Source organism: Lichenihabitans sp. Uapishka_5, from assembly GCF_033947565.1.
Taxonomy (GTDB): Bacteria; Pseudomonadota; Alphaproteobacteria; order Rhizobiales; family Beijerinckiaceae; genus Lichenihabitans.
This window is the reverse complement of record NZ_JARPVX010000116.1, coordinates 1-8,653: the sequence shown is the minus strand read 5'-3', so window position 1 is coordinate 8,653 and position 8,653 is coordinate 1. Positions and strand designations below refer to the sequence as shown.

The 8,653-nt window shown below is 70.9% G+C and carries 8 protein-coding genes and 1 pseudogene; 1 reads left to right on the top strand and 8 read right to left on the bottom strand.

What is annotated here, in order from left to right; translation table 11 throughout:
* The 4 genes from P7D22_RS21255 to P7D22_RS21240 all read right to left on the bottom strand — a co-directional run.
* On the bottom strand, positions 1 to 1,174 hold a 1,174-nt coding region (locus P7D22_RS21255), incomplete at its 3' end, for a 3-deoxy-D-manno-octulosonic acid transferase (protein ID WP_319936258.1).
* Positions 1,174 to 1,917 (bottom strand): lysophospholipid acyltransferase family protein, encoded by a 744-nt coding sequence (locus tag P7D22_RS21250; RefSeq protein ID WP_319936257.1) that lies wholly within the window; start codon positions 1,915 to 1,917, stop codon positions 1,174 to 1,176. The genes P7D22_RS21255 and P7D22_RS21250, both read right to left, overlap by 1 nt.
* Positions 1,918 to 1,926: 9 nt before the next feature.
* Positions 1,927 to 2,190 (bottom strand): DUF4170 domain-containing protein, encoded by a 264-nt coding sequence (locus P7D22_RS21245; RefSeq protein WP_319936256.1) that lies wholly within the window; start codon positions 2,188 to 2,190, stop codon positions 1,927 to 1,929.
* A gap of 71 nt (positions 2,191 to 2,261) precedes the next feature.
* Positions 2,262 to 3,083 (bottom strand): 3'(2'),5'-bisphosphate nucleotidase CysQ, encoded by an 822-nt coding sequence (locus P7D22_RS21240; RefSeq protein ID WP_319936255.1) that lies wholly within the window; start codon positions 3,081 to 3,083, stop codon positions 2,262 to 2,264.
* Positions 3,084 to 3,412: 329 nt separating this feature from the next.
* Here P7D22_RS21240 and P7D22_RS21235 point away from each other — a divergent pair, with 329 nt between their 5' ends.
* On the top strand, positions 3,413 to 3,940 hold the full coding sequence (locus P7D22_RS21235) for a DUF6101 family protein (protein WP_319936254.1): 528 nt from the start codon (positions 3,413 to 3,415) through the stop codon (positions 3,938 to 3,940).
* Here P7D22_RS21235 and P7D22_RS21230 read toward each other — a convergent pair.
* The 4 genes and pseudogenes from P7D22_RS21230 to P7D22_RS21215 form a co-directional block, all read right to left on the bottom strand.
* On the bottom strand, positions 3,924 to 5,000 hold the full coding sequence (locus P7D22_RS21230) for an acyltransferase family protein (RefSeq protein ID WP_319936253.1): 1,077 nt from the start codon (positions 4,998 to 5,000) through the stop codon (positions 3,924 to 3,926). The genes P7D22_RS21235 and P7D22_RS21230 overlap by 17 nt on opposite strands.
* Positions 5,001 to 5,172: 172 nt before the next feature.
* Positions 5,173 to 6,993, bottom strand: a complete 1,821-nt coding sequence (gene mutL, locus P7D22_RS21225) for a DNA mismatch repair endonuclease MutL (RefSeq protein WP_319936252.1) — start codon at positions 6,991 to 6,993, stop codon at positions 5,173 to 5,175.
* A 69-nt stretch (positions 6,994 to 7,062) separates the two neighbouring features.
* Positions 7,063 to 8,079 (bottom strand): LLM class flavin-dependent oxidoreductase, encoded by a 1,017-nt coding sequence (locus tag P7D22_RS21220; protein ID WP_319936251.1) that lies wholly within the window; start codon positions 8,077 to 8,079, stop codon positions 7,063 to 7,065.
* Between the two features lie 138 nt (positions 8,080 to 8,217).
* Positions 8,218 to 8,653: pseudogene (locus P7D22_RS21215) on the bottom strand (spermidine synthase); the annotation flags it as partial.

Sequence of the window (8,653 nt, the reverse complement as noted above, 5' to 3'; positions counted from 1 at the left end):
CCTGCGGGTCGTTCAGCAGCGCTTCGAGGGCGGTCGACAGCGCGGCGGCGTCCGCCACCGGCCGGGCGCCCCCGGCCGCATCGAGCCCGGCATAAACATCGCGGAAGTTGCCGATCGCCGGCCCGTGCAGCACCGCATTGCCGAGGTTGGCCGGCTCGATCGGATTTTGACCGCCGCCGCCCTCCGGGCCGAGCGACTTGCCCATGAACACGGGCGCGCCAAGGCGATAAAACAAGCCGAGCTCACCCATCGTGTCGGCCACATGCACGTCGGTCGTGGCCGTCACCGGCTCCATGCGCGAGCGGACGGCTGCCGCGAGGCCGAGCCGAGCCGCCTCGGCCTCGATGGCTGTGGCGCGCCCGACGTGCCGGGGCACCAGCACCAGCAGCAGATCGGGCCGATGCGCTTTCAGCGCCGCATGGACGGCCAAGCAGGCGAGGTCCTCGCCCGGCTGGGTCGAGGCCGCCACCCAGACGGACCGTTCCCCGACGGCGGCCCGCAGGATGCGGAGCGCATCGGGGTCGGCGGGCGGCGGCGCGGCATCGTATTTCAGGTTGCCGACCGTCAGCACCGCTGCCGCGCCAAGCCCGCGGTAGCGCTCCGCATCGGCTTCGGACTGGGCCAGCACGGTCGTCAGGCTGCCGAGCAATGACCGCGCCAGCGCCGGCACGCGACGCCAGCGACCAAAGGAGCGGGTCGACATCCGGGCGTTGACGAGCGCGACCGGGATGCCGCGTTGCCGCGCCGCGCCGAGCAGGTTGGGCCAAAGCTCCGATTCGGCGAATAGCACCAGATCGGGCCGCCAATGGTCGAGGAAGCGCCGGGCCGCCGCCGGTCCGTCGAGCGGCACGAACTGGTGCAACGCGCCGGCCGGCAGGCGAACCGCCATCACGGCCGCCGACGACAGCGTGCCGGTGGTGAGCAGCACGGCCAGCTCCGCCGTTCGGAGGCGTTCGATCAGAGGCAGCAGCGCCAGCGCTTCACCGACGCTCGCCCCATGCAGCCACACCAAAGGCCCGGTCGGCCGCGACAGGGCCGCATGGCCGAGCCGCTCCGGCAGGCGGGCGGCATCTTCCTTGCCGTGCCGGAGCCGCCAACGGAGAAAGGCCGGCGCGCCGCGTTCAAGCAGCGCAGTCGCGACGCGGTAACCGCCCCACAGCGGGGCCTCGGGCATCACGGGGCGTCGGCCGCGTCGCGCCGATCGGTACCAAGTTCGCGCGGCCTGGCGCCGGGATCGGGTGTGCCGACAATCGCATAAGCGCGCGCATGCACGGCGTCGAGGCCCTGCTCGACGGCTTGGCGGGCCTGTTCCTGGGTGTCGGCGTCGGCATCGCGGGCAATGCGGATCGGCTCGCCCAGCACCATGGCGCCACGCCCGAAGGGCTTGCCGAGGCTTGCGCGGTCCCAGGACCGGAAGTCGAACCGGCGGCTCGTCACCACGGCCAGCGGATAGATCGGCCGGCCCGACAGGCGGGCCAGGGTGACGATGCCGGGGCCGGCCACGCGCGACACCTTGGGCACATCGGCCGTCATCACCACCGTATAGCCCTCGGTCAAGGTGCGGATCATGTCGAGCAGCGCCGCGGCGCCGCCACGCCGCCGCATCTTCTCGGCCCGCCCGCCCGAGCCGCGGATCGCCTTGACGCCGAGCCGCTTCAACAGCACGGCGTTAAGCTCGGCATCCTTGTGCCGCGAAATCAGGGCCGCGATGCGGGCGCCCGGCGGCCAGGCATAATGGATCATGAAATGCTGCCCGTGCCACATCGCCACGATGGCCGGCAGGTCTGGGGCCACCGCGTCGGGGAAGCCGGGCGGCTCCAGCGTGAAGCGGTTGGTGGCCCGCACCAGACGCAGATAGCCGCTCGCGAGCCAGCTCGCGCCCTCGAGCGCGAACCGCGATTGCAGCAGCCCGGTCATGAAAGGCCGTCAGGCCTGCTTGGACAGATCGTGCTGGGCGGCCGTATCGGGATCGAGGTAGCGGTGCAGGTGCACGATGAAGAAGCGCATCATCGCATTGTCGACGCTCGCCTGCGCGGCGCCGCGCCACGCCGTTTGGGCGGAAGCGAAATCGGGATAGATGCCGACCACCTGCAGGGCCGACGGATCACGAAATGCCGTGCCGTCGAGGCGGGCGAGTTCGCCGCCGAAGACAAGGTGGAGGAGCTGAGGCTTGGCCGATGTGTTGGGCATGGGTCCTCTTAGGACAAAGCCGCCGGGCGGACAATCCGCCGCGGCATGCGGCATTGCTGGTGGATCAGGGCTCAGCCGCGCCCGCGCGGCATGGCCTGCACGAGCTCGAGCAGGGCGGGGTGCAGCGCGCGGCCGCTGCCGAACAGCGGCGGATGGCGCGGCACCGCCTTGTTATAGGCGAGCTTGGCGCCGGTGCCGTCCGTCAACACGCCGCCGGCCTCCTCGAGAATGAGGTCGGCCGCCGCCATGTCCCAATCGTGCGCATTGGCGGACGACATGCCGATGTCGAAGGTCGCGTCCGCGACGCGCACGAACCGGCAGGCGAGCGACGGCACCTTCTCGACAAAGGTCATGTGGCCGCGCGCCGCAAAGGCGCCCACGAAGGTTTGCGGCCCCGCCACGCTGGCCCCCGCCAGGGCGGCCGTGTCGGACGCCTGCAGGGCGGTGCCGTCGCGTTTGGCGCCACCGCCCTTGACGGCGCTGTAGAGCTGGCCCGTGGCCGGCACATAGACGACGCCCGCGACCGGGCGCTCGCCCGACACCAGCGCGACCGACACGGCCCAGGACGTGAGCCCGGCCACGAAGGCGCGCGTGCCGTCGATCGGGTCGACCACCAGCACATCGTGGCGGTTGAGCCGCTCGGGCGAATCCGCCGTCTCCTCCGACAGCCAACCGGCCCGCGGCAAGGCGCCGAGCAGGCGCTTGTGCAGGAAGCGATCGACCGCGAGGTCGGCTTCCGTCACGGGCGATCCGCCGAGCTTGTTGTGGACCTGCGCGACCGTGTGGCCGCCTTCGCGGAAATATTTCATCGCGATCGTGTCGCCAGCGTCCCGGGCCGCCTCCTCGAGGAGCGCCGAAACGGCGTTGAGGTCGTGGATGTCGGTTTCTGACACGGGCGGGCACCTCGCGATCGCGGTGGGGCGGGCAGGCCCCGCGCGTTGCAAGGGCTCTAACCGCCACCGGGACCCCGCGCAAGGTTGCGAATCGGCGCATTGCCAAAGGCTTGGCGGCAGGGCTTCCGCGCCCGTCACCGGAAAGCGCGCAATTTGATGCAATCGGCCAAGTGAACGGCATCCATGCGGGGATCGAGATGGGCGCAACGGCCCGGATCACGGCTGCTTAACCACCCTCCTTAGGGTCTCGGAGGGGGGCGGGACGCCAATCTCAGGGACAGATGAGCGGGCCTTCGAGGCCCCCGCACTCGAGACCCAAGGAGCCGACGATGACCATTCTCCGGACCAACGCCGCCGAGCCCTTCTTTGCCACCAGCCGCCCCGATGCGCGGGCCGATCGTGGACGCCGCGAGATCGCCATCTCGGACACCCACGTAACCATCAACCGCCGCGTCGGCGGCGTCGACATGCATCTGGCGCTGCAGGTGACGGCCTATCGCGGCGTGGCGTTGTGCCTGCAGGCCGGCCAGGACGGCGCCGTGGTGTATCAGGTGCGCCTCGTTCATCCGGACACCGAACTGACCGTGGTGCTCGACGAAGCGCTCGACGACCGCAACATCATCGCCGACTGGCGGCTGTGGGCCCGCGTCCTCAACATGCCGGCCCTGGTCGAGCGCAGCGTCGGCCATTACGAGGTGGCCGAATCCACCCCCGACAGCGTCGAGGCCGACAACGCCCTGCCGCGTCGCCACCGCCCGTCGAAGACCCGGCCGCGCTTCCTCAGCCGCCGCCAGATGGGCGTGCCCGGCGCGCCGGTGATCTATACGGGCGAGCGCGAGATCATCGCCCGCGATTGAGCGTCGTTCCACCGATCCGGTGCCACCTCGGTGCCTTGGCAAGGCGATGAGCCATTCGGCGGATCAGGCGTTCCAGGCGGGACGCGCACCACGCGATGCCGAGACAACAGGCGAGGACGCCCAAAATTGCTGTGGTTCGGGCCAGCCCGTCCCCGGTTGTAGAGCCCAATGCGGTGCCCAGGCTGGCGACGATCGGACCATGGGTGGCGTAGAGCGGGTATGACAATGTCGTACCCAGATTTGCGATGATCTGAGTGGGCCGTCCGACAACCGCGTTCACGCTGGCCGCCACGATGGTCGGCGCGACAAACAGTGTCATCACCCCGTCCCACCATGGCCCCATGATCGCAGGGGGCGGCACCATCAGGTCGAACACCAGCAAGCCATAGCCGACCCACGACGGCAGGCGCGGAAGCCGGTGCCGCGTCGCCTGCAGCGCGATGCCCGCGGCGAACCCGAAGACGGCGCGACCCATGCCGACGCCGATGCTGCCCGGGGTGGCACCGAAATCCACATCCCCGAAACGCAAACAGCCGCCGATGATCAGGATGGCGCCGGTGCCGATCGCCATGGCGAGGACCGCAGACTTGTCGTTGCGTCGCGCCAGGGTCGGCCAGGCGGCGTTGACGACGAGTTCGGCGAACAGCGACCAGGCGGCCGGCGCGAGCGGAAAGGCGTTGTTGCCGGGCGGGGACCCGGACAGCATCGGGATCATCAACAACCCCATAGCGAGCATCATGGCCCGATCCGGGTGGCTGGTGCCGATCGGCATGATGGCGGCGCCAAGCAGGGTGCCGATCCAGATCATCGGCATCAAGCGCGCCAGGCGCCACGCCATGAAGCGGCCCGTGCCGATGCCGCCCGACGCCAGCGCCTCGCCCTTCGCGGTCGCCAGGACAAAGCCGCTGAGAACGAAGAACACGTCGACGGCCGCGTAGCCATGAACAAACGGGACGAAGGGCGCCGCCCCTTGCAGGTGGTAGCCGACGACCGCCAGTGCCGCGATTCCCCGGATGGCATCGAGCATGCGATTGCGGCCGACCGGTTCATCCGAGCGCATGGAGCAACACGGCCCATGCTCATCCGCGAGGCCGACGCGGGCTCACCGCGTTGCGAGAGGGCCGCGACCGGTTCGCCGACCGGGCGTCAAGGGGCTCGGGTCATTCCGGCCCCTCCATGCTTGTGACGAAGGTGGGTTAAGGGTTTCACCATGGCTGCGACGCCGAGCCCCATCAGCGCCGCTCGAACAGCCGCTCGATGTCGGCGAGCTTCAACTTGATGAAGGTCGGCCGGCCGTGGTTGCATTGGCCGGCGCCGGGCGTGCGTTCCATGTCGCGCAGCAGCGCGTTCATCTCGTCGGGTCGCAGCCGTCGCCCGGCCCGCACCGAATGGTGGCACGCCATGGTGGCCAGCACGTGGTCGAGCCGCCGCTCGAGCGGCAGGGCATGGCCGTCGGCCTCCAGGGTTTCGGCCACGTCGCGCAGGAGGCGGACGACGTCGCCGCCTGCGAGCGCCGCCGGCACTTCGCGCACCGAGACGGCCCCAGGCCCGAAGCCGTCCACCACGAGACCCAATTGCTCGAGCAGCGCGGCGGCGTCGAGCAGCCGCGCGATGGCGTCACCCGGCATCTCGACGACGGCGGGGATCAGCAGACTCTGGCGAGGGATGCCGGTCGTGGCGCGCGCGGCCTTCATGCGCTCGTAAACCAGCCGCTCGTGCGCGGCGTGCTGGTCGACCAGCACGATGCCGTCGGGCGTCTGGGCCACGATATAGGTGTCGTGCAATTGCGCCCGGGCGGCGCCGAGCGGCGCCTCCTCGCGTTCGTCGGCCGGCTCGGCCGGGTCCGTCCTGGCGGCGGGCGCAAAGAAGGGCGCGTCTGCCACGACCTCGGCGGCCGCCGACGCGAGGGCCCGGAAGGACGCCTGCGGTGCTTCAGCGAAGCCGGTCGGGGCCTGGGGCGAGCTACGCGCATCCCAGCCGGCCGGACGCGCGCCGGCCCGTTGCGGCGTGAACACGGCGCGGGCCCGGTCGCCGCCCACCGAGGCGGCCCGGTGCAGCGCGCCGCCGATCGCCTCCCGCAAGGCGCCGACCATCAGCCCACGCACGAGGCCGGAATCGCGGAACCGCACCTCGGCCTTGGCCGGATGCACGTTGACGTCGACCTCGCGCGGATCGCAGGCGAGGAACAGCGCCACTACCGGAAAGCGCTCGCGCGGCACGTGGTCGACATAGGCGGCATGCACGGCCGCCACCAGCACCTTGTCGCGCACCGGGCGGCCATTGACGAACAGATACTGCGATTCGCGTGTGGCCCGGTTGAAGGTCGGCACGCCCGCAAAGCCGCTGAGCCGAAACCCTTCGCGCTCGGCCTCGATCGCGAGGGCGTTGTCGACAAAATCGTCGCCGAGGATCTGGCCAAGCCGCTCGAGCTGCCCGGCCGCGGTCGCCAAGCAGGCAGGCCAGTCGAAGCCCGACAGGTTGTCGCCGCTGAGCGTGAACCGCACCCCCTGGGCCGCCATGGCGAGGCGGCGCAGGGGGCCGACCACCGCCTGGGCCTCGGTGCGATCGGTCTTCAGAAATTTCAAGCGCGCCGGTGTGGCGCCGAACAGGTCGCGCACCTCGATAGTGGTGCCGGGCGCGCGGGCGGCCGGGCGCACCGCCCCGACCCGGCCGGCATCGACCGTCAGGGCGGCGCCGGTGCTGTTCGCCTGATGGGTGCGGGACACGATGTCGAGCCGCGCCACGGCGCCGATCGAGGGCAGCGCCTCGCCACGGAACCCGAGCGTGTCGATGCGGGCGAGATCGTCGTTCTCGAGCTTCGAGGTGGCATGGCGCTCGACCGCCAGCGCCAGGTCGTCGGCCGTCATGCCGCAACCGTCGTCGATGATGCGGATCAGGGTGCGGCCACCCCCCTCGATCGCCACCTCGATCGCGCCGGCGCCCGCGTCGAGCGCGTTCTCGACCAACTCTTTCACGGCCGCGGCCGGTCGCTCGATCACCTCGCCGGCCGCGATGCGGTCGATGGTGAGGGGATCGAGGCGGCGGACGGGCATCAGGGGGCTCGCGGTTATGATGTCCGGTGTAGCAGCGCCACCCGGGGGGTCACAAGCCGGGCACGGTCGTCAGCGCCAGCCGAGCGCCGGCGCCACATGGGTCAGGATCGCCTGCATGATATGGGCGTTATAAGCGACGCCGAGCTGGTTCGGCACGGTGAGCAGCAGCGTATCGGCTTCCGCGATGGCTTCGTCGGTCTTCAGCGCCGCGACGAGGCGGTCTGGTTCGTCCGCATAGCTGCGGCCGAAGATGGCGCGGAAGTCATCAAGCTGGCCGATCTGGTCGCGGCTGTCGCCACGGCCGAAATAAGCCCGGTCCTGGTCGTTGACGAGCGCGAAGATCGAGCGCGACACCGACACGCGCGGCGGGCGGGCGTGGCCGGCCGCCGCATAAGCGTCGCGGTAAAGGCGGATCTGCTTGGCCTGCTGGACGTGGAAGGGCTCGCCGGTTTCGTCGGCCTTCAAGGTCGAGCTTTGCAGGTTCATGCCCCGCTGGGCGGCCCAGACCGCCGTGGCATTCGATCCCGAGCCCCACCAGATGCGGTCGCGCAGGCCTTCCGAGACCGGTTCGAGCCGCAGCAGGCCGGGCGGGTTCGGGAACATCGGCCGCGGGTTCGGCGCGGCGAAGCCCTCGCCCTTCAGCAGCTCCAGAAAGGTTTCCGCGTGGCGGCGTCCCATGTCGGCCTCGGTTTCGCCCGGGCGCGGCGCATGGCCGAAGTGCCGCCAGCCGTCGATCACCTGCTCGGGCGAGCCACGGCTGAGGCCGAGCTGCAGCCGGCCGCCGCCGATAAGGTCGGCCGCGGCGGCGTCCTCGGCCATGTAAAACGGGTTCTCGTAGCGCATGTCGATGACGCCGGTGCCGATCTCGATGCGGCGCGTCCTGGTTCCGACGGCCGCCAGCAACGGGAACGGCGAGGCGAGCTGCCGGGCGAAATGATGCACGCGGAAATAAGCCCCGTCGGCGCCGAGTTCCTCGGCCGCCACCGCGAGGTCGATCGATTGCAGAAGCACGTCGCGGGCCGACCGGGTTTCAGAGCCACGGGCAGGCGACCAATGACCGAACGACAGGAAGCCGATGCGTTTCATGGCGTGGACTCCGTGGCCCGTTGCGGGTTCGATCGAGCGCGTTGCGGCTGATTAGGGCGCAGCCGCGACCGCCCGCAAGAAGGCACAAGCTTGTGACCGGCCGAGGCAGGCCGCCTTCTCAGCGCGGACGGACCAGCCTTACCCGGCGCCGCCGGGCCGCATCGCCACCCAGATGACGTGCGACGTGCCCTTGCGGCCTTGCGCCCGCACCGAATGTTCGGCCACCAGGAAGCCTGCCCGGTCGAGCTGCCGGCCAAAGGCGCGATCCGGGAACGCCGACCACACCGCCAAGGCGCCGCCCGGCACCAGCGCCGTGAAGGCGGCGCGGAGGCCCTTCGGGCCATAAAGCCCGTCGTTGCCGTCACGCGTCAGGCCGACCGGCCCGTTGTCGACATCGAGCAGGATGGCGTCGTAGCGGGCGCGCCCGGCCTGCAGCCTGCGGGCGACGTCGCCGAGCTGGATGTCGACCCGCGGGTCGGCCATGGCGTCCCCCGACAGGTGGGCCAGCGGCCCGCGGGCCCATTCGACGACGGCGGGCACGATCTCGGCCACCTCGTCGGCCGCGGCCGGGCCG